General features: G+C 50.0%; 22 protein-coding genes. 5 read left to right on the top strand and 17 right to left on the bottom strand.

Annotated features, from left to right (window positions below; genetic code table 11):
- Positions 1-125 precede the first annotated feature (125 nt).
- The 5 genes from HBA93_RS05660 to HBA93_RS05640 form a co-directional block, all read right to left on the bottom strand.
- The gene (locus tag HBA93_RS05660; protein WP_221722609.1) at positions 126-2,858 is read right to left on the bottom strand and encodes a valine--tRNA ligase; all 2,733 of its coding nucleotides are present in this window, start codon (positions 2,856-2,858) and stop codon (positions 126-128) included.
- Positions 2,859-3,134: 276 nt separating this feature from the next.
- Positions 3,135-4,031: a PopZ family protein gene (locus HBA93_RS05655; RefSeq protein ID WP_221722608.1), complete on the bottom strand. Its 897-nt coding sequence runs from the start codon at positions 4,029-4,031 to the stop codon at positions 3,135-3,137.
- A gap of 307 nt (positions 4,032-4,338) precedes the next feature.
- Positions 4,339-5,703, bottom strand: a complete 1,365-nt coding sequence (locus HBA93_RS05650) for a TolC family outer membrane protein (RefSeq protein ID WP_502910043.1) — start codon at positions 5,701-5,703, stop codon at positions 4,339-4,341.
- Between the two features lie 308 nt (positions 5,704-6,011).
- A complete protein-coding gene (locus tag HBA93_RS05645) occupies positions 6,012-6,680 on the bottom strand; it encodes a protein-L-isoaspartate O-methyltransferase family protein (protein WP_121992513.1) in 669 nt (222 codons plus the stop codon).
- Positions 6,681-6,997: 317 nt separating this feature from the next.
- The gene (locus tag HBA93_RS05640; protein ID WP_221722607.1) at positions 6,998-7,243 is read right to left on the bottom strand and encodes a hypothetical protein; all 246 of its coding nucleotides are present in this window, start codon (positions 7,241-7,243) and stop codon (positions 6,998-7,000) included.
- Positions 7,244-7,554: 311 nt separating this feature from the next.
- Between HBA93_RS05640 and cml the strand changes: the two genes are divergently transcribed.
- The 3 genes from cml to HBA93_RS05625 all read left to right on the top strand — a co-directional run bounded on the left by cml (position 7,555) and on the right by HBA93_RS05625 (position 10,126).
- Positions 7,555-8,775: a CmlA/FloR family chloramphenicol efflux MFS transporter gene (cml, locus tag HBA93_RS05635; RefSeq protein ID WP_221722606.1), complete on the top strand. Its 1,221-nt coding sequence runs from the start codon at positions 7,555-7,557 to the stop codon at positions 8,773-8,775.
- A gap of 250 nt (positions 8,776-9,025) precedes the next feature.
- Positions 9,026-9,277 carry a c-type cytochrome gene (locus tag HBA93_RS24730; protein WP_502910042.1) on the top strand — a complete coding sequence of 84 codons (252 nt, stop codon included), beginning with the start codon at positions 9,026-9,028 and terminating at the stop codon, positions 9,275-9,277.
- A gap of 153 nt (positions 9,278-9,430) precedes the next feature.
- Positions 9,431-10,126: a glutathione S-transferase family protein gene (locus tag HBA93_RS05625; RefSeq protein WP_221722605.1), complete on the top strand. Its 696-nt coding sequence runs from the start codon at positions 9,431-9,433 to the stop codon at positions 10,124-10,126.
- A 63-nt stretch (positions 10,127-10,189) separates the two neighbouring features.
- Here HBA93_RS05625 and HBA93_RS05620 read toward each other — a convergent pair whose 3' ends face one another.
- On the bottom strand, positions 10,190-10,507 hold the full coding sequence (locus HBA93_RS05620) for a WYL domain-containing protein (protein WP_162994476.1): 318 nt from the start codon (positions 10,505-10,507) through the stop codon (positions 10,190-10,192).
- Between the two features lie 256 nt (positions 10,508-10,763).
- Between HBA93_RS05620 and HBA93_RS05615 the strand changes: the two genes are divergently transcribed.
- Entirely contained in the window at positions 10,764-10,979 is a 216-nt protein-coding gene (locus HBA93_RS05615) for a hypothetical protein (RefSeq protein ID WP_121992519.1), read from the top strand.
- A gap of 63 nt (positions 10,980-11,042) precedes the next feature.
- On the opposite strand, the gene HBA93_RS05610 is transcribed toward HBA93_RS05615, so the two are convergent.
- The 5 genes from HBA93_RS05610 to HBA93_RS05590 all read right to left on the bottom strand — a co-directional run bounded on the left by HBA93_RS05610 (position 11,043) and on the right by HBA93_RS05590 (position 16,653).
- Positions 11,043-11,456 carry a DoxX family protein gene (locus HBA93_RS05610; protein WP_221722604.1) on the bottom strand — a complete coding sequence of 138 codons (414 nt, stop codon included), beginning with the start codon at positions 11,454-11,456 and terminating at the stop codon, positions 11,043-11,045.
- A gap of 3 nt (positions 11,457-11,459) precedes the next feature.
- Positions 11,460-12,926 (bottom strand): MFS transporter, encoded by a 1,467-nt coding sequence (locus HBA93_RS05605; protein WP_221722603.1) that lies wholly within the window; start codon positions 12,924-12,926, stop codon positions 11,460-11,462.
- A 197-nt stretch (positions 12,927-13,123) separates the two neighbouring features.
- Positions 13,124-13,582: a redox-sensitive transcriptional activator SoxR gene (gene soxR / locus HBA93_RS05600; RefSeq protein ID WP_022712071.1), complete on the bottom strand. Its 459-nt coding sequence runs from the start codon at positions 13,580-13,582 to the stop codon at positions 13,124-13,126.
- Positions 13,583-13,653: 71 nt separating this feature from the next.
- Positions 13,654-15,405 (bottom strand): amidohydrolase, encoded by a 1,752-nt coding sequence (locus HBA93_RS05595; protein WP_221722602.1) that lies wholly within the window; start codon positions 15,403-15,405, stop codon positions 13,654-13,656.
- Positions 15,406-15,633: 228 nt separating this feature from the next.
- The gene (locus HBA93_RS05590) at positions 15,634-16,653 is read right to left on the bottom strand and encodes a histone deacetylase family protein (RefSeq protein ID WP_221722601.1); all 1,020 of its coding nucleotides are present in this window, start codon (positions 16,651-16,653) and stop codon (positions 15,634-15,636) included.
- A gap of 200 nt (positions 16,654-16,853) precedes the next feature.
- Between HBA93_RS05590 and HBA93_RS05585 the strand changes: the two genes are divergently transcribed.
- Positions 16,854-17,972, top strand: coding sequence for an acyltransferase family protein (locus HBA93_RS05585; RefSeq protein WP_221722600.1), 1,119 nt, complete (start codon positions 16,854-16,856; stop codon positions 17,970-17,972).
- An 86-nt stretch (positions 17,973-18,058) separates the two neighbouring features.
- Here HBA93_RS05585 and HBA93_RS05580 read toward each other — a convergent pair whose 3' ends face one another.
- The 6 genes from HBA93_RS05580 to HBA93_RS05555 form a co-directional block, all read right to left on the bottom strand.
- Positions 18,059-18,904 (bottom strand): MBL fold metallo-hydrolase, encoded by an 846-nt coding sequence (locus HBA93_RS05580; protein ID WP_221722599.1) that lies wholly within the window; start codon positions 18,902-18,904, stop codon positions 18,059-18,061.
- An 83-nt stretch (positions 18,905-18,987) separates the two neighbouring features.
- Positions 18,988-19,764: a TatD family hydrolase gene (locus HBA93_RS05575; protein WP_221722598.1), complete on the bottom strand. Its 777-nt coding sequence runs from the start codon at positions 19,762-19,764 to the stop codon at positions 18,988-18,990.
- A 76-nt stretch (positions 19,765-19,840) separates the two neighbouring features.
- On the bottom strand, positions 19,841-21,379 hold the full coding sequence (gene metG / locus HBA93_RS05570) for a methionine--tRNA ligase (RefSeq protein WP_221722597.1): 1,539 nt from the start codon (positions 21,377-21,379) through the stop codon (positions 19,841-19,843).
- 214 nt (positions 21,380-21,593) lie between these two features.
- Complete coding sequence (locus tag HBA93_RS05565) at positions 21,594-22,667, bottom strand: DNA polymerase III subunit delta' (protein ID WP_221722596.1); 1,074 nt, start codon at positions 22,665-22,667, stop codon at positions 21,594-21,596.
- Positions 22,660-23,313: a dTMP kinase gene (gene tmk / locus HBA93_RS05560; RefSeq protein WP_221722595.1), complete on the bottom strand. Its 654-nt coding sequence runs from the start codon at positions 23,311-23,313 to the stop codon at positions 22,660-22,662. Before tmk ends, HBA93_RS05565 begins: the two co-directional genes overlap by 8 nt.
- Positions 23,314-23,512: 199 nt before the next feature.
- Positions 23,513-24,655, bottom strand: a complete 1,143-nt coding sequence (locus HBA93_RS05555; protein WP_221722594.1) for a D-alanyl-D-alanine carboxypeptidase family protein — start codon at positions 24,653-24,655, stop codon at positions 23,513-23,515.
- Positions 24,656-24,660: the final 5 nt, after the last annotated feature.

Genomic DNA, 24,660 nt, shown 5'->3' with positions numbered 1-24,660 from the left:
TCAATATGATTAATCCGCAGCCTGATTTTCCGGTTAGTGCCTGTATGGAATACCAAAAGAAAACGCCCCCAAATCAATTTGATTTGAGGGCGCTTTTATTTTTTGGATGCAACTAATAGGCTGACTTATTCCGCATCCTTCAAGCGCTGCTGAGCTACAGCAATTTTGCCCTGTGCTTCCTGCAGTTCCGCAAAACGGGCGCGGTCTGCTTCCACAACTTCCGGCTTGGCATTGGCAACGAATTTCTCATTCGAGAGTTTCTTGTCAATTTTTTCCATTTCGGCTGTCAGTTTACCGCTTTCTTTTTCAAGACGCAGCATTTCCGCACCAAGATCAATCAGGCTGCCAAGCGGCATACAATAGGTCGCCTCGCCTACAACCAGCTGTGCAGAGCCTTTTGGCGCGGCATCAGACAAGCTGATATCAGCAACACGCGACAGACGTTTGATCGCTGCATCATGATGTGCCAGACGCTCTTTGGTCAGGTCGTTGGCTTCCAGAACCGCAAGCGGTGCCTGAGCGGACGGCGGAACATTCATTTCCGAGCGAACGGAACGGATACCGCTGACCAGCTCAATCAGCCAGTTGATATCATCAGCAGCCGATGCATCTTCAAAGGACAAAACAGGCCATGGTGCATGGGCAAGCAGCGTATCGCGGCTCTGGCCCTCACCGGCTGTCAGGCTCCACAGTTCTTCCGTCATAAACGGCATGAACGGATGCAGCAGCTTGTAGATTTCATCCAGACAATAAGCTGCACAGGACTGTGCTTCACGCTTTGCATCTTCATCATCGCTCATGAAAATCGGCTTGAGAAGTTCCAGATACCAGTCACAGAACTGGTTCCAGACAAAACGATAGGCTGAACTTGCCGCATCATTGTAACGGTAAGTCGTGATACCTTCGGTAATCGCTTTTGTTGCCCGTGTCAGTTCGGTCAGGATCCAGCGATTAACTGCCAGTTTTGCATCTTCCGGTTTGAAATCAGGCTGACGGCTCACGCCGTTCATCTGCGCAAAACGTGTCGCATTCCACAGTTTGGTACCGAAGTTGCGGTAACCGGCAATACGCGCCGGATCAAGCTTCACGTCGCGTCCCTGTGCGGCCATGATAGCCAGCGAGAAACGCAGCGCATCCGCACCATATTCATCAATCAGATCAAGCGGATTGATAACATTGCCTTTGGACTTCGACATTTTCGCGCCGTTCTTGTCACGCACCAGAGCATGAACATAAACGGTGTGAAACGGCTCTTCTTTCATGAAGTGCAGACCCATCATCATCATACGGGCAACCCAGAAGAAGATGATGTCAAAACCGGTTACCAGAACATCAGTCTGATAATAGGTGTCGAGTTCCGGAGTTTTATCCGGCCAGCCAAGGGTTGAAAACGGCCACAGAGCCGAGGAGAACCATGTATCCAGCACGTCACAATCACGGGTCAGCGATGTCGGTTCACCGTAATGTTTCTGAGCCTCGGCAAGAGCTTCTGTTTCGCTCTTTTCTACGAAAATTGTACCATCCGGACCATACCACGCAGGAATCTGATGACCCCACCACAGCTGGCGGGAAATACACCATGGCTGAATGTTTTCCATCCAGTCATAATAGGTCTTTTCCCATGTTTTCGGTACAATCGCTGTACGGCCTTCACGAACAGACGCAATGGCTGGCTTGGCCATTTCTGCAGCATTTACATACCACTGGTCAGTCAGCAATGGTTCAATAGGCACACCGCCGCGGTCGCCATGCGGCACCATGTGGGTGTGGTCTTCGATTTTCTCGAGATAGCCACCTTCTTCCATCATCTCAACAATGGCTTTACGCGCCTTGAACCGATCCTGATCGTGGAAGCGTTCAATCAGCGCATCCAGTTCAGCAGATGGTGTCAGGCCTTCCGCAAAGTCCTCATTATCCTGAAGCAAGATGGTAGCAACAGGTGACATGATGTTGATTTTACGTAAATTATTACGTTTTCCGACTTCCGCATCATTAAAGTCATGTGCAGGTGTAATTTTAACCGCACCGGAACCGGATTCCGGATCGGCATAATCGTCACCAACAATCGGCAGCGCACGGCCAACCAATGGCAGTACGGCATTTTTGCCGATACGGGACTGATAGCGCGGATCTTCCGGATTAACAGCAATACCACTATCGCCCAGCATAGTTTCCGGACGTGTTGTTGCAACAACAATATAAGTGTCCGGATTTTCCGCATCAAAAGCCACGCCTTCCAGCGGATAACGGAAGTGCCACAAATGACCTTTGATTTCACGCTGTTCAACTTCAATATCCGAGATTGCTGTCTGCAATTTCGGATCCCAGTTGACCAGACGCTTGTCTTTGTAAATCAGGCCTTCTTTGTAGAGCGTGACAAAAACTTCCAGAACGGCTTTGGACAGACCTTCGTCCATCGTGAAGCGTTCCCGCGACCAGTCACAGGACGCACCAAGGCGACGCAACTGGTTAAAGATCAGGCCGCCGGATTCTTCTTTCCACTGCCAGATGCGCTCAACAAATTTCTCACGCCCCATCTCATGACGGTTCGGCTCCTGCCGTTCCATCAACTGGCGCTCAACAACCATCTGCGTTGCAATACCGGCATGATCCATGCCCGGCTGCCACAGCACGTTTTTGCCGCGCATGCGCTCAAAGCGCACCATAATATCCTGAATGGTATTATTAAGGGCATGGCCCATATGCAGAGAACCGGTGACATTCGGCGGCGGGATCACCACGGCAAACGGATCCGCACCCGGCTTGGAACCCGCACCGGCTTTAAAAGCCTGCGCTTTTTCCCAAATATCAGCAATTTTTGGCTCGGTAGCCGCGGAATCGTAGGTTTTCTCTAACATAAAAAACTCTGTCTCTTTATATGAAGGCAGGCGCAACGAAAGCAGTGATCGTTCAATCCTGCCTTAATAGCAGCAGATCCGATCACCCATCCGGTACAAACAAGTCTCAGTGATATGTTTCAAAGCAAGTTTGAAACAAAGAATCAAGGAAAACTGCGTGCCTCACACAGCAAATCACGGTATTTCCGTATTCTATATAGGATGGCTTTAAACATAAAAACAGCCCCGTTTACAGCAGTAAAGGGGCTGCAAATCCGTAGTTGAGCGTTCTTTTCGTCAGCCGCGGCGGACAACGCGTTCGATTTCCTCACGCACCAGTCGTTCGACAAGCGGCGGCAGATTGGTATCCAGCCATTCCTGTAACATCGGGCGCAGCATGGCTTCCATTTTTTCATTGAGCAGACGCTTCTGCTCTTCAATAAGAGCCTGACTAAGGCTGCCGAAGGATGCTGCGACCTGTTTTTCTGCCGCCTCTGAGATCAGAGACTTGTCCTGTGCAGGGGCCGCTACAGTTTGCGGCACGGTTTCGAAGGTTTTTTCAGACACAGATGCAACCTCTTCTTTTGCTGCTGGCTGGGTCATTGTAACAACCCGCTTTTCTGCAACCTGCATAAGAAGTGCCTCTGACATTTTTATGGCATCACTCTTAGGTTGTTCGGCCACAGCAACAACAACCGGCGGCACCGGCGGATTAACCGTCGCAATACGCACATGAGCAACATTGCGCTCATGCATTTCAGCCCGTGTCAGTTCCGGCTTTTGTGCAGGCGATGTCTGTTCCTGAATGCTGCCGCGCAAGATCGCATCCAGCGTGAATGAAGGTGCGGCAGGCTGAGTTTCAGCATCTTTGGCGGCGCCGGTAGCGGTTTCTGAAGAAACAGCGTGGTTGCTTGTTTGTGCTGTTTCTGAAGAAACAGCAGCATTATTAGTTGGCGCTGTTTCTAAAGAAACAGCACGGGGAAACTGAGCAACCTCCCCGCGTTTTTTTTCTGCAGGCGGTTCTGGAGTTTTAACTGTTTCAGCACGGTTTTCAGGCTGTGCTTTTGCCGCCGGAGCTGATGTCAGATCAGCTGTTGCCTGTTTTGTGACATCACTATCTTCAATAATTCTGCGAATGGAAGCCAGAATTTCTTCCATGGACGGTTCACGTGTTGCGCTGGAAGTCTGAGCCATATCGTGCAGCATCCTTTGGCTGTCGCTTATCTGCGGAAACGGCTTGTTTAGCCTTAAGTTTTCTCCGGCAGAATAATGCGTAAAATTCTTCAGTCTGAAAATTCAACGAATCTTAGCTCTAAAGTACAGAACCATTGCTGATTTGAGAATCCCTGCAGCCACCGCTCAGGCGTAAAACACAGATTTCTTAAGTGATTTTTAACTATTGTCGGGATTGCAGCCGTGTTGCGACCGATGAAATGTCTGCTGAAAACAAAAAAGCGGCGCATGATGCACCGCTTTTCTTAAAGATTGAATCTAATCCTGATTAGCGGCCGTCCGGTGTACGCAGACCGATCCACTTATCTTTAACAGCATCATAATGCTGTTCAGGCTTATATTCTGCAACCTGCAGACCGATCTGGCGCGCTGTAAGACGGCCAACGGATGAAAGCACGGCATAGCTTGCCACAACAACATCACGCTCGGCCTGCACCTGCTGGATCTGAACATCAACCAGTTCGTTCTGCGCATTCAAAACATCAAGTGTTGTACGCTGACCAACATTGCGCTCCTCAATCACACCATCAAGTGCGAGACGTGCCGCGGAGATACCGTCGCGATAGGCTGACAGAGATGCTCTTGCAGCTTCAAGCTGCGACCATGACGAAGCCACGGCAGCACGCACCTGATCCTGCACAACGTCAATCTGAATACGTGCCTGACCAAGCTGTTCTTTCGACTTACGAACAGTTGCAGATGTTTTGCCGCCCGAATAAATCGGAACAGTAACGCCGACACCGATCGAAGCGGAATTGCCGTTACCAGCCATTGGCAGACCGGAATAAACCGATGAATGCGAAGCGGAAGCTGTTACGCCGACAGTCGGCAGCAACGCACCTTCTTTAGCTTTCACATTATGACCGGCAGCATCCATGGCAAATTGCATTGCCTTAACACCAGGATGACCGGCTTCAGCAATCGCATAGGCCTGAGCAATGCTCTTTGGCAGCGATTTACCGGCAGGCTTAGCGGCCTGCAATTTATCCGGTGCAGAGCCGGTTACCTGACGGTAGACTGCTTCTGCCGATTTAACATTGGCAAGAGCAGCATTGAGCTGGGCAACAGCAGCTGAGCGCTGCGCATCGGCCTGCGCTACGTCGGTGCGGGTGCCTTCACCAACATCCAGACGGGCTTTGGCTGCACGAACCTGCTCGTTCAATGCGGCCAGATTTTTCTGGCGCAGAGAAGCGATCTGGCGGTTCTGGTAAACATCCATATAGGCCTGAACGGCTTCAAACAGACGGTTCTGCTCGTCATTGCGAAGATTTTCGCGCTGGGCGTATACGTTACTTTCGGCCGCCGCCACGTTGTTTTTTGTTTGGAAACCATCGAACAGTGTCTGGTTCAGCTGGATGCCAACCTCGCCTGTTGTCGAATAAGTATCTGTCGTGCCGTTGCGGCTGCGGCCATATTTATATGTGCCGCTCAATGTCGGGCGGTAGCCTGATTTGGCAATTGCCACATCTTCATCAACTGCGCGCAGACCGGCGCGGGATGAATTGAGCGAAGCATTATTGTGATATGCTTTTTGCATTGCTCCGAACAGCGTTTCCGCCATAACAGGAGCCGGTGCGAGTACCGTGCTCGCTAATAGTGCAACAGCTAAAACCTGTTTGCGTAAATTGACCACGGTTTACCCCATACAATTCGAATCAAATTTCCCAAACTCATTCGGGCATTTGCTAATAACGGGTAAAAACCGGATTTTCCACCCGTCAGCTTAATTCATTAATAAACAAATTGTTATTGTTGCCAAAACAACAATTTCTGGTCTGCCACAATTCTTACTCTTTTGTAAGCTGCAGGCCCAAAATAGTGGTTTTCAACGAGTGAGACAATATCAGGTTACACAGAGATTTTAAGCTTAAATATCGGTAATAAACAAAAAGCCTGCCGCGGAGATCCGTGACAGGCTTTCTGAAAAGAATTTATTTCGTATCAGAATACGAATTCGGCAGCATGACGGAAGCCCGGCAGCAGTTTCACCGCAGCATTAAACACGCCGCGACGGGATACGATGCCGTCCTCTTTCACATAAATATGCGCAACACCCATATTGCCCTGCCCTTCAATAGCAACCAGACGGCCGCCGTCTCTGAGCTGTGCCTGCAAAGCCTCGGGAACAAAATCAACAGCGCCTTCAATGATGATCACATCAAACGGGGCTTCTTTAGGGTAGCCGGCAGTCAGCTCACCACTGACAACCACAACATTGTCGCAACTCAGCGCCTGCAGCTTTTCTGAAGCGGAGGCAGCAAAATCCGCATTGCTTTCAAGAGCGATTACCGAGCTTGCAAGCTGCGACAGAACCGCTGCCAGATAGCCTGTGCCGCAACCGATATCGAGCACCACATCCTGTTTTTTGACCGATGCAAGCTGCACCAGACGGGCTGCCGGTGACGGTTCCATCAGATAGCGTGCACCTTCCGGTGTTTCTGCCAGCAGCTGATCTTCATCAATATAGGCCAGTTCACGACGGTGAGCCGGTACAAATTCTTCACGCGGAACTGCCAGAAAAGCATCCAGAACAGCAAGATCCGTCACATCCGTCGTGCGGATCTGCGTATCAACCATATTAACACGAAGCTCGCGGAAATCGGCTGTCATAGCCCTAAACCTTTCCTGTGCGTTTGACGCACGTCATAATCTCAATCTCACATTGCAGTTTGCCTGACCGTGGCGGCAAGCCTGATCGGGTTTAAAATTTGCTGCAACATTCTGCAATAAACACAGAAGTATTATACAGGCAGAAACCTGCACTTCTATGAAAATCATTTTTGCTGATTTGGCAAAAATACACCGCGCAGTCAATCAAAGACCGACATTCCTACCGCGCCCATAGTGCCGCATGGCTGATAAACCGCTCACATTTTTGTTTATCAGCCGCAAGATACAGAGATTTATATCAGTAAAATCATACCGCTTCAGGGCTGTAAGGAGATCACGACTTTTTTGTTCCGGCGCTTTTCACTTATATCCAGAACTGTCTCATAAGGCTGACCGGCATGGCTGGCAGCACAGATTGCTGAAAGATCAATCCCTTTTGCTTTTAACTGACTTAGCGCTGCATCCGGTAAAATACGTGCAACTATCCGTATCAGCGGAAGCGGAACATTTATTTTCTTCCCGAACTGACCGTTAGTATATTTTTCAATAACCAGCCTTGTCATTGCTCCCCCTCTTATTTTCACCCGCTTATATCCGGCAGGCAAGCATGCACATGCAATTTATATACAGGGAACCGGAACAGCAAATTGTTCCTAAGTTTCAGGCAAAACAACGACGGCGCTTTGACAATATGCCGACAAATATCTAAACACTGGCATTATGAGTAAAGTCGAATCCGCAACCCGCTCAGCCGTAAATTTCATCATCTGAAGAAAATTTACGGCGTAACATTCAGAAGCCACGCTCTGCCGGTCGTTTAAACGCCGCTGCATGATTGCTTTTGTATGCACGCCTCACAGCGTGGATTCGACATATGTCTTTCTATAAAAACAAATCTTTGCAACCCGCAGAGGGCATTCTGCCGGTGCAATGGAATTTTAGTCTTGCTGCGGCTCTGTTTCTCATGGCGCCGTTTGATCTTCTGGCATCTATGGGAATGGATATTTACCTGCCTGTCATTCCGCATATGTCGGAGGCTCTGCAGACCAGTCCTGAGATGGTACAGCTTACACTCAGCCTCTATCTGGGCGTGCTTGGTACCGGTCAGCTTATCTTCGGCCCTCTCTCGGATAAGATCGGTCGAAAACCGGTTTTACTGGGTGGTGTACTGATTTTTTCATGTGCCTCTGCAGGGTTGGCGATCACCGGCTCTGCCCATGTTTTTCTTGCTTTGCGTTTGCTGCAATCCGCAGGTGCTGCAGCAATGCTGGTGGCGACTTTTGCTACTGTGCGGGATGTTTATGCGCAACGCCCAGAAGGCGCGGTGATCTACAGCCTGCTCGGCTCTATGCTTGCTTTTGTTCCTGCGCTTGCACCATTGATCGGTGCTTTGCTGGATATCCGGTTCGGCTGGCGCAGTATTTTCTGGGTACTGGCGGCACTTGGTGCTTTAGCGGGTTTGCATGCCGCATGGCGCTGGCCGGAAACCCGTATGCCAAGCCTGACAAAATCACAGGGAAAACTGCGCTCCATTCTCGGGAGTAAGCTATTCTGGACTTATACAAGCGGCTTCAGTGCTGCAATGGGCTCATTCTTTGTGTATTTCTCCACTGCCCCGCTTCTGCTGATCGCTGGTCTTGGCCTGTCACCGGTCATGTTCAGCCTGTGTTTTGCCAGCATTGCCATTGTTATGGTGATTTTTGCCCGCTTTGCCCGTTTTTATACGCAATGGTGGGGACTGCGCGGCACATTAAGACGCGGTATGCTTCTTATCATGTGCGGCGGCGGACTGTTGTTGCTTTCCGGCGGGGCTTTGCAGCTTTCTGTGCCTGCCTTCATAGTCTCTATGTGGGTCGTCGCGGCGGGCATTGCCCTCACCTGCTCGGTAACAGCAAACGGAGCACTGAAGAGCTTCGGCGATTATGCAGGTATGGCAACAGCCATTTATTACTGCATTGAAAGTCTGATTGTCAGCATTGCCGGAACATTTGTGGTCGTGCTGCTTGGCGGCGATACAATTCTGCCTCTGGCTGGTTTCACCATCACATCAGCGCTTATTACTCTGGTGCTGACAAAAGCGATCAGCGCAGAATAAGTCAGTATATGGCACCGGCACCATTTGTTGACCGGTGCCATATTGCGGCAGGTTGTAATCCGGCGTAGATCCGCGCAAACGGATTAAAGACTGACTGGTATCTGACATGCTCCGCCTGTTTAAAATTTCACTTCTTGTTTGCTGCCTGTCAGTACCGGCGGCAGCACAGGCGGAAGGCGATATCAAAAACGGCGAGAAAATTTATCAAAAATGCCGCTTCTGCCATATACTTAATCAACCGGTTAATCGTATGGGGCCGCATCTGATGCAATTGCAGGGACGTAAGGCAGGCTCAGTTGAAGGCTTTCAATATTCCGCCGGTATGCAACAGGCTGGTGAAGACGGTCTGATCTGGAATGACGCAACGCTCAAAGAGTTTCTGACATCACCTAAAACCATGATCCCCGACACAACAATGCGCTTTTGGGGGCTTTGGGAAGGGCAGATTGATGATTTGCTGGCTTATCTTAATGCCCAAGCGGAAGCGACGCCCAAGCCTTAATTGTCAGCTTTCGATTTAAAGGCCGTTCTGCCGGTATATAAATGGCGGCTTCTGCTTCTTATTGATCTGAATGCAGGAAAAATGTACTAATCCTCTGTACCGGATGGCGATTTCATGGAATGACTGTTGCATCAGCATCAGGACGCATATTCCATGTACACACTCTATATTGCGAATAAAAACTATTCCTCATGGTCACTCAGACCATGGCTTTTGATGAAGCAGCTGGATATCCCGTTCGAAGAAATTCTGATCCCATTTGGCAGCGCAGACTGGGATAAAAACCCGTCACCGACGGCACAGGTTCCCTGTCTTTCAGAAAAGCAGGGGGACGGTAGTATTATTTCAGTCTGGGATTCGCTCGGTATCACCGAATATCTGGCAGATAATCATCCGCAAATCTGGCCGCAGCATAAAAAAGCCAGAGCCTGGGCACGCTGCGCAACAGCGGAAATGCATTCCGGTTTTCATTCACTGCGTTCAATATGCACCAATAATATCGGTTTGCGCATTGATGTCAGCGCGCAAACAACACCTTCCCTGCTGAAAGATATCAGCCGCATTGATCAGCTCTGGAATGAAGGGCTGGATATGTTTGGCGGGCCGTTTCTGGCGGGGGCTGAATTCAGCGCTGTTGATGCGTTTTTTGCGCCGGTCGCTTTCCGCTTCCAGACCTATGGTATCAAGCTCAGCGACAAAGCAGCAATCTATGCTGCCTGTTTACGTGATCTTCCTGCGATGCAGGATTGGTATGCTGCAAGTCTTGCTGAGATCTGGCGTGATGAGCCGCATGAGCTTGAAGCTCGTAATGCAGGGCCATGGTTGCAGGATCTCAGGGCTGTCAGATAAAAAGAGAAGTCTTCCGTATAGCGGTCCCGCAGGATCGCTGTACGGAGATAATTTCAAGCAAGCTTACTCGATATCAATCGAGGTGTTGAAGCTTTCAAAACGCCAAACGACCTGTGCAACAGATTCATCATAAGGATTATAATCCGCCCGTGCCCGCAAAAAACGTTTTTGAGACAGCGTTACATTTGAAATCAGCGGAACAAGAAATTGCTGCCAGCCGGACTCGCTGCGATGAGCAACAACCCAGCCATTCAGAACCATATTTCCATGTGCGGAATAGCCAAGCAAATAGGGCTCGATGATCCAGCGAAATGATTTATAAATAAAACGAACTTGTCTTCTCTGCCGAATTGCGTCGCAGAGTATTGGAAATGCCATCATGCGGTACCCCTCCCGCGTTTTGGGGTGCAATGACAGAAGTCAAGGTTAATTTCAAGGGAAAATGAAGAATATATACTATAGTCGAAAACAGAATTAAAAATTATATATAAGTAATTTATGTATTATTTAAATATTTAATTATTAATTGCGCTATTCATTTCATCATACATGACATGTTTCATTGTTGCAAATGTTGTAAAGACCTATAGACTGAAGCTGTTGTTATTAAACAGAAATGGAAAATCAGGAGTATGTAATGATTTTCAAGGCAACCACGCTCATTGTTTCTCTTCTGTTTATCGGGCTGCCGCTGTCGGTTGTAATTGCAGCTTTTGCTGAAAGAAAATATCTTGAGGCAAAATCCGGCTCTCAATATGCGGAAATCAAAGCTTTCGGCATCTGGGTTATCTCCTTGATTGTTATTTTCAGCATTATTCTGTTTTTCACCAATATGGTTGCTGCCTTTATCTGATTGCACCAGATATTTCATCGGCAGTCACTCCCATAAAAGGAGTGACTGCTTATTATGTATTGCTTACCAGTAGCTGCGGGCTTTGTAGCGGGAATAGAGGGCAAATACAGCCAAACCACCGATAACTGAGGCGTGCTCCAGAGCGACAGTCATATCACGGAAAGCTTCTTCCCCTTCTTTCGCCCAGAACGGGTGCGCAACAGGTATCGTCAGCACCGTAAAAACCGCCAGCGCGCCGGTTGCCAGCCAGACACCTTTGTTACAGATAATCATCAGCGATGCACCGATTTGCAGGATCAGTGTCACAAGATTATAAACCCAGCCCGGCTGCAGGCCAAAGTCATCCATGATCCCTGCACTCGCTGTGAAATCAAATAATTTTGCCAGACCACTTGTCCAGAAAACCAGTGTAAGCAGAATTCTCGCCAGAATATCAAACCAGTTCGAATCCAGTATTTTTGCAATAATGTCAGGCATGGCTTATCTCTCACCTCCGGTAAGACGTATGACTTTCATCGCCATGAAAACGGCCAGAACCGGAGCCGCAGCAAAAATACCCGCCAGCCATAGAGAAGCATTAGAAGCCCCCGCTATATCGCTTGAATCCGATATGCCTGCAAAATTAGCAATCATGCCGGCACAGGCTGTACCGAATGCAATGGCGAATAATTGCACTGTGGTCATACCTCCGGAAGCAAGATCCTGTTCGGTTGACGGTGCACTCTGGTAAACCCTCGTGACCAGACCCGGCCATGCCAGACCAATGCCAAAGCCGATCAGAACCAGCCCGATACAGACAGGCAGCAAATATGTCCAATTCCCGCCACCGTTGACCGGCATGAAAATGGCAAACAGGATTAAGCCTGTCAGGACCATCACCGGACCTAAGAAAATCAGAAAACCACCGCTACTCTGCCAGCGCGAACTGAGAAATGATGCTGCTGTCCAGCCAATTGCCATCAGCGCTGCAAGATAACCTGCCCAGAGCGGAGTCTGACCATGCAATTTCTGCAACAGATAGGGTACATAAACCTCCGGCTGCATACTCATCATCAGCAGAGCAATCATCAGATAGAGCGCGCCCAGCGGTGTGGAAATATTGAAAGCCTTGCGAGGTAACAGGCGCGATCTGGCATTCATATCCACGAGAGCGATGGCGGCAATCATGGCCAGCGCACCGACCAGACCGATCATGTTCCATGACAGTTCTTTTGACAGGCTGCCGGCAGAAACTGCCAGGACTGCGCCGGTCAGCAGAAGAAGCTGTAAAACCGGTATGGAAGATTGCTCATTCTTGTCCCAGCTGCGCTTTGGTAAAGTTGTGAAAGCCAGCACGGCAAACAAAGCCGCAAAGGGCAGCAAAGACCAGAAAGCCGCACGCCATGCGCTATATTCGGCGAAAACGCCGCCGATTGCGGGGCCAATAAGAGTCGCAACGCCAAACATGGCTGAGATCAGACCAATCGCCCGCCCCCATAGATGCTCAGGTAAAACAATCCGTGTCAGCCCATAGGCAAGCGCATAAAGAAAACCACCGCCAAGTCCCTGTACAGTGCGCCCCAGCAGCATAACCGGCATATTGATTGCCAGCGAACAAATCAGTGTGCCGGTGCCAAACAGCAATGTGGCTACCAGATAGGCGCCGCGCGGCCCTGTGCTTTTCAGTAATTTAGCGGTCAGAGCCGCACCCAGAATAGATGCGACTACGAATAATGTTGTTGTCCATGCATAAAAATCCAGTCCGCCGATTTCAACGATCACGGAAGGCATAACCGTCGTGGCGATATACATATTTACGGCATGCAATGTTACGCCACCCGCGAGGGCAAGCGCAAAGATTCCGTTTTTTCCGCTGAACAACTCGCCCCAGCCGGCCGGAGCGCTATCTCTTTTTACCGTGGCGGCATCAGCACCGGCTGATACTGCGCCCGTCGCATCATTTCTCATGTCGGCTCTCCAAAATGCGCGTAAACGCAAAGATCCCTTCGCTGCCGCAAGCCATCACCGGATTTTCACGGAGAATTCATGCAGCATCTCAAAAGAATGCCGTGACAACCGGACTAAAATGACAAGTTGTCGCAAGCACCGACACGTTTATAGAACCTCAACCAAAGTTGAGGTCAAGCCGTATTTGTATTGTTGTGTTAAAGTTTTTTTCTCAGCAGGCGGCGCGGCCCTGCCCCTTGCTCGCCAAGTTCATCGTCCGGATTACGCAACGGACAATCGGCCAGAGAAAGGCACCCGCAGCCGATACAGGTGGCAATCTGATCGCGCAGCTGCATCAGGCTGACAATGCGCTCCTCCAGCATATCTTTCCATGCATTGGTAAATTGCCGCCAGTCCCGTGCTGTCGGCACATGGTCATGCGGGAGATCTTCCAATGCGTCACGAATAATCGACAGGGAAATTCCGGCACGCTGGGCAATGCGGATAATAGCAATACGGCGCAGCACCGCACGGTGATAGCGCCGCTGATTACCTGCTGTGCGCCATCCGGCAATCAGCTCTTTTGCTTCATAAAAATGGATGGTGGAAACAGGAACACCGCTGCGGCGGGCAACATCGCCCACCGTCAGCGTTTCTTTGAGTTTACCCGACGACATAATCAAACCTCAAGATTAGATGAGGTATGGTAAATCAGGTTATGTATTAAATACAGGTATTCACGAAAATGTCAGGCTGTATAGCGTTGCTCGCCTGCCATCCATGTTTCGCTGACTTTGATTTTACCTATATCTTTGACACCACTTGTCGGATCCTGCTCCAAAATAGCAAAATCCGCATATTTTCCGGCTTCAAGACTACCCACTTTATCATCCATATGGCAGTGCCATGCAGCATCAATGGTTACAGCACGCAACGCGGCTTCTGCAGATATACACTCATCTGAGAAGAATACCCCGCCGCCTTCATTCATCACACGGGCAACCGCATCCTGCACATAGCGCAAAGGCTCTATCGGCGTTACGCTCCAGTCGGAATGCAGCGAAATACGCAAACCGGCAGCCAGAGCCGACGCGCAAGGATCATAATATTTCGCCCGTTCCGGCCCCAGAATGCGATCGCGGAAAGCTTTCCCCCACCACCGCACATGACCGATAAGGAAAGATGGTGACAAACCAAGCCGCACCATTTTCTCCATCTGCTCCGGATGCAGAACACTGCAATGTTCAATCCGGTGGCGCAGATCATTCGGTGCAGAACCTTGCAACACGGTCTGATAGGCTTCAATCACCGTATCAATTGCCGCATCACCATTAGAGTGAACGCCGACCTGCCAGCCACCATCATGCGCACGCTTTATGACTTCGGTGATTTGTTCAAGACTGTAATTCAGTGCCCCACGGCTATTACTGCCCAGATAATTTTCGCGCTGATAGCCGGTTTCTGCCTGATTGGAACCATCTGCCCAGGCCTTGATACCATCAATACGAAACAGATCATTGCCATGTCCGGGTTTGATACCGAGCTTGTCCCATTCATCCATCAATGTAGAAATTAACATGCCGCGATAACGCACCGGCGGGTTATCGGCCATAACCGCATCGAGAAGTGCAACATCATTCACACCGGACAAAAGGCCGATACCGCAGTCATGCAGACTGGTACAACCTACAGATGCCGCATGATCGAATAATCTGCGGATGCGCTTCTGCACTTCAGCTGCCGTTGGCTGCGGCATTTTTTCAACAAACGGTTCCTGCGCCGCACTTTCTTCGAGTCTGCCGCTTAGCTTACCGTTCAGATCCCGTACATAACGCGCACCGGACGGATTAGGCGTATCCTGGTTGATTCCGACAATCTTCATGGCCACACTATTCGCATAGGCAATATGGCCGTTGCTCTCCATCATGAAAAACGGATTATCAGGTGCCAGAGCATCCAGTTCCGCCATTGTTGGCGGACGTGCGTCTTTGGTAATACTGGGGTCAAAATTCTTCGCGCGAATCCAGTCGCCTGATTTTGCCTTGCTGACACCATCTTTCAGTTGAATCCAGACATCTTTGAAAGTCGGTGTAGCCATTGGGCTGACATCAATCCAGTCGTCCAGCACGACAAAGGTCGAGTGCATATGCGGATCAATAAGACCAGGCATTAATGTGCGGCCAGCAAGATCAACAATGCGGGTATTTTTCCCGCTCAGGGCCTGCATATCATCTGCTTTGCCTACGGCCAGAATAGCATTACCGCGAATGGCAACGGCTTCAGCGCGGGCATTCTCCTTATTCATGGTGAGAATGGTGCCGCCTTTAAAGATTACATCAGCAGATCCGTCAGCCGGAGCCGCAGCCAGCACGGTTCGGCTATCCATAACTGACGCAGTAAAAACGGAAGTGGCTGCCACTCCCATATATTTCAGAAAATTACGCCGTGATGCGGCGTTTCTCAGAATGGCTGTAACTCCGGGATTGCAGGCTAAACACATCGGATACTTCCCCTGTAAGGATTATTTGACGCCGGACTGTTTAAGAATGAATATGCAAGTAAACTAAAATAAAAGTGAAGATATAATAATTTAAATATTACAATAAATACAAATGAAATTTATATAAAACAGCTTTTAATATACACAAAATCAGTTTCATTTAAACAGTTTTATTGAAGGAGCAGGAAATATCTTGTTACCTGCTCCTGAACACTCATTGAAAACAGATCAACCGTCAAAACCGCGCAGAAAATGTGTGAGATTTCCACCCAGCTGATCGCAGATATAGCCACCTTCCTGCACAATCACTGTAGGCAAATTCAGGCTCGCACATTTTTGCGCAATGCTGGTGAACCCCTGCTCATTAACGGTAAATCCGCCAAACGGATCATGCTCAGAAGCATCAAGTCCCAGTGCCAGCACCAAAGCCCCCGGACGATAGGCGCGGATGCGATCCAGCGCCAGATCCAGCGCATCGAGAAACTCCTGATTGCCGGAGCCACGCGCTAAAGGCAGATTGTAATTATAGCCAAGCCCCGCTCCCTCACCGCGCTCCGATGCATGCCCCCAGAAAAACGGATAGAAAACTGCCGGATCAACATGGATGGAAACTGTCATCACATCCGCACGATGATAGAAAATCCCCTGCGTACCATTGCCGTGATGCAAATCTACATCAAGAACAACCACACGGTCATGGCTCTCGCGCAAAACCTGCGCAGCAATCGCGGAATTGTTCAGGAAGCAAAAGCCACCTGCCATGTCAGCATAGGCGTGGTGTCCGGGCGGACGGCATAAAGCATAGGCGGCAGGTTCGCCATTTTGCACAAGTCTGGCAGCTTCAATCGCTGTCTGCGCGCTCCAATAGGCAGAGTGCCACGTATCCGCAGCAATCGGGCAGGCCGTATCGGCCATGTGGTAGCCTGCACGGCCAACCGGTGATGCGGGATAAGAGAAGTCACGGCGGTTCGGATGAATATTCGGGATCACTTCATCAGATGCACCGCTGATCGTTTGCCACTGCCCGTAAATGACCTGCAGGAATTCCAGATATTCCGGGCTGTGTACGGCGCTGACCGGTGCCAGACCATGATCCTGCGCCGCAATCATTGCAAGTCCGGCATCTTTAGCGCCGGTTAAAAGCCGCTGTATACGCTCAGGTACTTCCGGATTAGGTTTGCGGGCACCGGCAGATAAAAACATGGCCGGATTATGCGCGCGCTGAGGTTCAGCAAATGTAAATTTCATAAATCAGTTTCCTCCTCATTCCAGCGTACATACTTATCGGATTTCACTTGTCTATGAAACAGGTTAAGCCATATGTATTCGCTCAGCGAAGTATAAGATTATTAAAATATTGTATGAATAAATGTTATGGATCAGATGAAAAATATAAATTTTCAAAAATTGTCTCAACAACGCATAATTCAGGAAATTTGAAAGGCCGTATGATGACTGCCACCGCTTTCAGTGCTCCTGAAAAGAAAAACACGATTTACTCTGTGCAATTACTGCGCGCCATTGCGGCTTTGCTGGTGGTGTTCGATCATGGCTTGATTCATATATTAACTGCCTATGATGTACCGCAGGAATATCATGTTATGGCATGGAAACTCGGTGGTATCGGCGTAACGATCTTTTTCGTTATCAGCGGCTTTGTTATGGCACTGACAAATGACAGGAAATTTGGTCAGCCGGCAGAGCCGCTACGGTTTATGCTCAACCGTATTATTCGCATCGTTCCGTTATATTGGGTGATGACCTTCGTAGCTGCGGCCCTGACAATCCTTACAACCGGCAAAGAAGTCTCATTCTCTTATCTCCTGATGTCTCTGTTCTTCATTGTTCCGCAGGATGCTTCCGGACAGGCACTGTTGCAGCCTGTACTCGGCCCTGGCTGGACATTGACTTATGAAATGTTTTTCTACGCTGTCTTTGCTTTATTCCTGCTGCTGCCGAAACGGGCGGGCGTGACCGGTTTCACAATCACAATGCTTGCGCTTGTTTTCTGGGGAATGACAACTTTATCGTCAGCAGAAATCAATGACCCGACAAGCCGTTTTGCTTTCTATGCCAATCCGTTGCTTCTGTTATTCGTTTCCGGCGTGCTTCTGGGAGTGGTTTATAAAAAATATGAGGCCTTATTCGAACAGGTCAATATCGGCATCATCTGGATGATTGCAGCAGTCGCGGTGACAATAGCTTGCAGCATTCTGACGGACAAAAACAGCTGGCCGCTTTATCTTCAGCCAATTGTTTTTGTGCTGCCTTTGCTCTGTGTGGTTATAGCGTTGGTTTCGCGGTTCGAACCGGTAACATTGAGCCGTCGCTTCGGCATTTTGCTCGGCGAGGCTTCTTACAGCATCTATCTCAGCCATATACTGTTTCTGGCTGTGCTCCGTAAAATTTTACCTGCCGGCACCCTTTACGGAACCCTCTATCTGACCGCCGCCATTGCAGGATCAATCATCACAGGAATTTTAATCTATAAGCTGATTGAGATGCCGCTGACCAATATTGCACGGAAATATCTCAGATTGAAAAAACGACAGACTGTTGCTGCATGATTATAAACTCATCCAGAGCATACCCGGTTTTGTTTTTATTATAATCAGAGCGGTTCCGTTTAACATTGCAACGTGGACTGCTCTGATTATTCGTCAGGTTCGTTGCCGCAGGCAGATGCGGCACACTCAAAAACCATACCGTCATAGGCTGGCTCGACATTTTCCGGAACAGCAGCGCGCACTTCATCATAATCCAGCGGCACATGCATATGGGTGAGAATGGCGCGGTGCGGTTTCAGGCGGGAAACCCATTCCAGCGCCTCCTCCAGACTGAAATGGCTTGGGTGCGGTCTATATTGTAAAGCGTCAATCAGCAAAACATCCAGATTTTCAAGAGAAGCGGCTGTTTCCGGCGGGAATTCATTCACATCTGAGCAATAGGCCACATTTTCAATACGAAAGCCGAGACTGGTAATATCGCCATGCACCATCGGCATTGGTTTAAAGCGGATCGAACCGCCTGCCCCGTTAATGGTAAAACTCTCGGTATTACCGATTTCATAGGCTTTAAGAATTGGCGGGTAACTTGAACCGAAAGGTGTGGCGAAACAATAGCCGAAAGCCTCATAAAGCCGGTTGAGCGTCAGACGGTTTGCATAAATTGGCATCAGGCTCTTGCTGTCGAGCACAAAACTGCGCAAATCATCAATACCGTGAATATGGTCGGCATGGGGATGCGTATAGATTGCCGCATCAATATGACGGTCAGTCTTACCTGCCAAACCATCAATGATCTGTGAGCGAAAATCCGGTCCTGTGTCGATCACAACACGCGTTGTGCCGCTATTGCTAACGCGCTCCACCAACAGCGATGCACGGCGGCGGCGGTTTTTCGGATTGTCCGGATTGCACTGACCCCAATCGCCGTTCGGACGCGGCACACCGGGAGATGAGCCGCAACCAAGAACCGTAAAGCGATAGAAGTCAGACATGTGCCAGTTCCGCTTTTATACGCCTTTTAATAATTAAATATCAAAAGGTTGAAATGATTATCTGATAGTTTGAACGAACATTATCAGCGTGATATTTTGGTGAATAAACGCAACACATTCTCACCGGTCATCCGGCGGATATCCGCATCGCTCACACCGATTACATTCGCCAGAACCGCAGCTGTATGCGCAACATAAGACGGCTCGTTGCGTTTGCCGCGATGTGGCATCGGTGCCAGATAAGGCGCATCCGTCTCTACCAGCAGACGATCATGCGGCACGATTTTTGCGGCTTCACGAATTTCTGCAGAGTTCTTGAAAGTGATGATACCGGAGAAAGACACATAGCCGCCCAGCTCAACACCAGTACGCGCCAGTTCAATGCCGGACGAGAAACAATGGAGAATAAACGGGAACGCGCCTTTGGCGGTTTCCTCGCGCAGCAATGCAGCCATATCCTCATCCGCACTGCGGGCATGGATCACAAGTGGCAATTGTGTGCGGCGCGACGCTTCAATATGTGTCAGCAAACCTTGGCGCTGGGCTTCCGGTGTTGAATAATCATAGTGATAATCCAGACCAGCTTCACCGATTGCCACGACTTTCGGATGCTGCGCAAGACGTACCAGTTCATCAGTTGTTACATCCAGCTCTTCATGGGCATTATTCGGATGGGTGCCGACCGAGCAATAAACCGGATCATAGCTCTCCGCGAGCGCTAAAATCTGATCGAATTTCTTCACACGGGTGCAGATGGTAATCATCTTCTCTACACCGGCATCGAGAGCACGCTGAATAATCGCGTCACGCTCTTCTGCAAAATCAGCGAAATCAAGATGGCAATGGCTGTCTACAAGCATAATAAAAGTCCTGCCCGAGGCTTAGCACTCGGGAAAATGATACGGGCGATAATTCGCCCGTATCTGATATAAGATATTACTCTTCAGTTTCCACATAACGCGGGAAGATCGGCTCCGGTGCAGGCAGTTCAGCACCGCTGATCAGCACATCACCGAGATCAGCAAAACTGCGCTTATTTTCTGCAACACCCAAAATATTCAGCAGTTTGGCTGAAGATGTCGGGATATAGGCCTGAGTCATAATTGCAACGCGGCGCAGCACTTCTGCGGTCGTATACAAGACTGTGCCCATACGTACCGGATCAGTCTTGCGCAGTGCCCAAGGCTCCTGAGCAGCGAAATAACGGTTGGCTTCGGATACAACATTGAAGATTGCCGCCAGCGCCTGATGAATGGCCTGAACCTTCATCGCATTGCGGGCAAGTTCAATTGCTTCTTCAGCCAGTTTCAGAATAGCCGTATCTTCTTCATGGAAGTTGGCTTTTTCCGGCACCTTACCTTCACAGTTCTTGGCGATCATCGATAGCGAGCGCTGCGCCAGATTGCCCAGATCATTGGCCAGATCGGCATTGGTGCGGTTGACAATCGCTTCGTGATTATAGCTGCCGTCCTGACCGAATGGCACTTCACGCAGGAAGAAATAACGCACCTGATCCAGACCATAGCGGTCGATAAACGCAAACGGATCGATCACATTGCCGACCGATTTAGACATTTTCTCGCCGCGGTTGAACAGGAAGCCATGCGCGAAAACACGTTCCGGCAGCGGCAGTCCGGCAGACATCAGGAATGCAGGCCAGTAAACAGCGTGGAAACGCACAATGTCTTTACCCAGAATATGAGCAGTTGCAGGCCAGAACTGTGCCTTCTCCGCATCCATATCCGGATAGCCGATAGCGGTGAGATAATTTGTCAGCGCATCAACCCAGACATACATCACATGCTTGTCATTGCCTGGTACCGGCACACCCCAGTCGAAGGTGGTACGGGAAACGGACAGATCGCGCAGGCCGGATTTAATGAAGCTCAGCACTTCATTACGGCGCTCTGACGGGCCGACAAATTCCGGATGTTTTTCGAAATAGTCGATCAGCGGCTGCTGATATTTGGACAAGCGGAAGAAATAGCTTTCTTCTTCATGCCATTCCACCGGCGAACCGATAGGCTCACGGCGCACACCATCTTCACCAACGGTTGTTTCGCTCTCGTCGAAATAGGCTTCCTGACGAACCGAATACCAGCCGGCATAGCTGTCGAGATAGATATCGCCATTAGCGACCATGCGCTCCCAGATATCCTGACAGGCTTTGTAATGGCGCTCTTCCGTGGTGCGGATGAACTGGTCATGGCTTGAGCCGATTTTAGTCAGCATTTCGCGGAACACGGCAGAGTTCTTGTCAGCCAGTTCAAGCGGCGTAATGCCTTCCTTTTCGGCGGTCTGCTGCATTTTCAGACCGTGTTCGTCTGTACCGGTCAGAAACAGTACATCTTTGCCGTCCAGACGCTGGAAGCGCGCCATGGCATCAGTGGCAATTGATGTATAGGCATGACCGATATGCGGTGTACCGTTCGGATAGAAGATCGGGGTGGTGATATAAAATTTTTCGCGGCTCATGTCGGATCCGTCTTGTCGAGATATTTTATCTCATGAAGTCAATATGATGATAACTGATAAAACCGGCATATCGCATGTCAGACCGTAAGTCAGCCCTAAATGCAACTAAATCAGAAGCTCATGCTTGTTTATGCAGTTTTTGATCCTGTGACTGGCGCATCTCAGCCCTTTCACAGTGACCGGCTCGCTCGGCGGCATCAGCCGGTCTCAAGCCTCAGACCGGCATGCCGCTGCGCATAGCGCGATGCATCTTTTCCATCATAATCAGTGCTGCCTGTTTGCGGTCGAGATTATAGCTTTCCGTTTCCATCGCCTCGCGACGCAGATCATCCCAGAATTGCGACCATTGGCTGGCTTGCACCGCCTGCCCTTGCTCAGCAAGACCAAATGCCTGCGCGGCAGCTTTATCCAGCAAATATTCAAGGAAAAGCTGGTTCTGCACATCGGCTTCGCGGCCGCCAAGCACAGAGGCAAGCGCCTGCGCCTTTGGCAAATCAAAATGAGTGCCGCTCAGCACAGCGTCAACCGTATCGGTGATTTCCAGTCCGCCATGCGCCACCAGCAACAAAGCTTTGCGCACAGAACCTTCAGCACGCGCACTGAGTGCAGAGAAATAAGCTTGATCCTGTACATCAATGCCGACATCTCTGCCTGCAACTTCCAGCGCGCGCTTCAGCTCATTATCATTCAGCGGCTTGAAAGCCAGTGACTGGCAGCGCGAGCGGATCGTCGGCAGCAGACGGCCGGATGAATGCGAAATCAGAATAAACAGCGCCCGTGCAGGTGGTTCTTCCAGAGTTTTCAGCAAAGCATTGGCAGCATTACGGTTCATATCATCCGCAGGATCGATAATAACGATGCGCCATGCGCCGTCACCGGAAGTACGGCTCAGAAAATGCGTGATACGGCGAATTTCCTCAACGGTAATTGCTGTGCGGTACTTACCGGTTTTAGCATCAAATGGCCGCGTAATATGCAACAGCGCAGGATGCATACCTTGCGACATCTGGCGGTAAGGTGCTGCATTCAGATCAGGCGTGTTCAGCTGCTGAGGTGCTGATGCACTGTCGGGATATTTCAGCATATGTCCGGCCAGATGAAATCCGGTTGTCGCTTTGCCTATACCCTGCAAACCTTCAAACAGCAGCGCATGATGCATGCGCCCTTCCTGATAGGCCTGCGCGAGAAATGTGCGTACTTCCTCATGGGCTGTCAGGAAGCTGGTTTCATTGGGTGCCGAAACCCCGTCAATCGCATCATAAGTGCTGTTTGGCGCCTGTTCAGCCATGGGCAGACACCTCTTGCGGGCTCAGAACTGTATCGGTGAGTGCTGCTATTTCAGCGCTAATCTCATTCACCGAGCGGTCCGCATTAATTACCTTGCAGCGTTGCGGCTCTTCGGCGGCGATAGCCAGAAATGCCTGACGACGCGCTTCGTGGGTGGCAATGGTTTCTTTTTCAAAACGATCTGCCACTTCATTGCCACGACGCAAGCCTGCGCGAGCCAAACCTTTATCTGCCGGAATATCGAGAATGAAAGTCAGGTCAGGCATGGTGCCGTCAATGGCAATACGCTCAACCGAGCGCATGAATTGCGGATTAAGATTGCCGCTGATGCCCTGATAAACACGGCTTGAATCGATAAAACGATCGCAGAGCACAATCTGTCCGGCTTCAATCGCAGGACGGATTTTTTGGTCAATATGGTCGCTGCGGGCGGCGGCGAATAACAGTGCTTCCATGGCAGGGCCATAGGTTTCTGCGGCACCACTCAGAATGACATGACGCACAGCCTCTGCACCAGCTGAGCCGCCCGGTTCACGCGTGACCACAACCTCAAAGCCCTGAGCGCGCAGATGATCAGCCAAAGCAAGAATCTGCGTGGATTTCCCCGCGCCTTCTCCGCCTTCAAATGTGATCAGCAATCCTGACAAAGCTCTGATTATCCTAAGCTGTACACCGTTAGAGCATAATTTCTTAAATTTGAATCATTTTAAGAAATTATGCTCTAATTTTAAAGTGTTAGAGCGACCTTTGTGCGCCCAATCGGGCGCACGGCGCTCTAATAATGTAAGTTTAATGAGGGATAGGCATAGCTTTGTCAAATAAAACTGACAAAGGAAACAAGCAGTCTTATTTCAGCAAACGACGTATCCAGCCTGTCGCCAGCTCATAGAGCGCATCCATCGACTTATTGCGCAAAGTTCCCTCACTCACATCCTGCGCTGCAAAGACCGGGCGTTCGAGCAATATTTCCTTATCCCGCAACACCTGAATCCGTCCGATTTCCTGTCCCTTGGAGACCGGTGCCGATACCGGTCCCTGATAAATCACTTGCGAACGCAGTTTTCCTTTGTCCTGAACAGGGACAAGCACGGAAACCGCATCATGAACCACAAGCCCGACTGATCCTTGCGTTCCGCCATAGAGCGAGCCTTGAGCCACTTCTGTACCCGCAGTAAAAACCGGCAGTTTAACGAAATCATTCATTGCCCAGCGGATCAGCTTTTCAGCATCTTCGGTTCTGTCCTGAATGGTTTTGGCTCCGTTCAGCCCGATAAATATGCGTCGTCCGCCGGTTTCAGCGGATGCGACAAAAGAAAAGCCGGAATCCTTGGTGCCCCCCATGGCCAGACCATCAGCACCCAGATTTAACCGCAGCAAAGGATTACGATTGCGCTGCATAATATTATTCCACGTAAAGCTTTCCTGCGCATAAAGCGGATAATATTGCGGATAGGTTTTATGCAGATGCTGTGCGAGTTTCACCATATCGCCCAGCGTTACTTTTTGGGTAGCACCATCCAGCGGTAAACCGGTCGGGTTCGCAAAAACGGAGTTTTTTAACCCCAGCTCCTGCGCCCGTTGATTCATTAGCACGGTGAAAGCCTGCTCACTACCGCTCATACCCTCCGCCAGTACAATCGCACCGTCATTGGCCGATTGCACTGTAATGCCCTGTATCAGGTCATTGACTGTCAGCTGTGATTTGATTTTGGCAAACATTGTTGCCGTACCCGAAGGTGCACCACCGGTGCGCCACGCATGTTCACTGACTGTAAAACTGGCTTCCGGCTGCAATTTTCCGGTTGTCAGCGCATGAAATGCAACTTCCGCAGTCATCAGCTTCGCCAAAGAGGCCGGCGGAAACGGTGCATCGGCTTTGCGGGCGAATAATACGCTGCCTGTATCGGAATCGAACAGCAAAACCTGTTCGGACTTCACCGCAAATGGCGGCTCGGCACTTTGCGCATGAGATAGTATAAACTGGCTCATTATCA

It is taken from the genome of Ochrobactrum sp. SFR4 (assembly GCF_019730395.1).
Lineage (GTDB): Bacteria > Pseudomonadota > Alphaproteobacteria > Rhizobiales > Rhizobiaceae > Pseudochrobactrum.
The sequence above is the reverse complement of the archived record's forward strand: the minus strand, read 5'-3'. Positions and strand labels throughout refer to the sequence as shown.